1 protein-coding gene is annotated in these 697 nt (G+C 66.4%); it reads right to left on the reverse strand.

Going from position 1 to position 697, the window contains the following annotated elements; all coding sequences use genetic code 11:
- Positions 1-697: integron integrase (locus E8D38_RS28000; protein ID WP_140637618.1), on the reverse strand; the 697-nt coding region annotated here is incomplete at both ends.

The following is a 697-nucleotide window of genomic DNA, read 5'->3' on the forward strand; positions in this document are numbered from 1 at the left end:
CTGCACCGTACGGATGTCGTAGCCGGCCTGCAACATGTGCGTGGCAAACGAATGCCGCAGCACATGGGGCGAACAAGGCTTGATGATGCGCGCACGCTTGGCGGCACCGGCCACCGCCTTCTGAATCGAGGCCTCGTGCAGATGGTGGCGCCTCTCGACACCCTGGCGCGGGTCCACGGAACGGGCGGCACTGGGAAATACCCACTGCCAGCCCCAGGTGCGTGGCGCATTCGGATACTTCACCGCCAGCGCATCGGGCAGCCAGACCGCGCCGAAGCCGGCATCCAGGTCGCGCTCATGCAGTACCTTGGCGCGCGCCAGTTGCTCCTTCAGTGGCAACAGCAGGTTCTCCGGCAACACCGTCACACGGTCCTTGGCCCCCTTGCCGCTGCGCACCACCAACTCGCGCCGCTCGAAGTCCACGTCCTTGACCCGCAGCCGCAAGCCCTCGAGCAAACGCATCCCGGTGCCATACAGCAGCGCGGCCACCAGCCAACTCGCTCCGTTCAACTCATGCAGCAGCGCGCGCACCTCCGTGGGCGTCAGCACCACCGGCAGGCGATCCCGGTTCTTGGCCCCGACGATCTCGTCCAGCCAGGGCAACTGGACCCCGAGCACCTCCTTGTAGAGGAACAACAGTGCCGACTTGGCCTGGTTCTGTGTGGCGGCGGCCACACCGCGTTCAGTCGCCAAGTGG

It is taken from the genome of Methylibium rhizosphaerae (assembly GCF_006386545.1).
Taxonomy (GTDB): Bacteria; Pseudomonadota; Gammaproteobacteria; order Burkholderiales; family Burkholderiaceae_C; genus Pseudorivibacter; species Pseudorivibacter rhizosphaerae.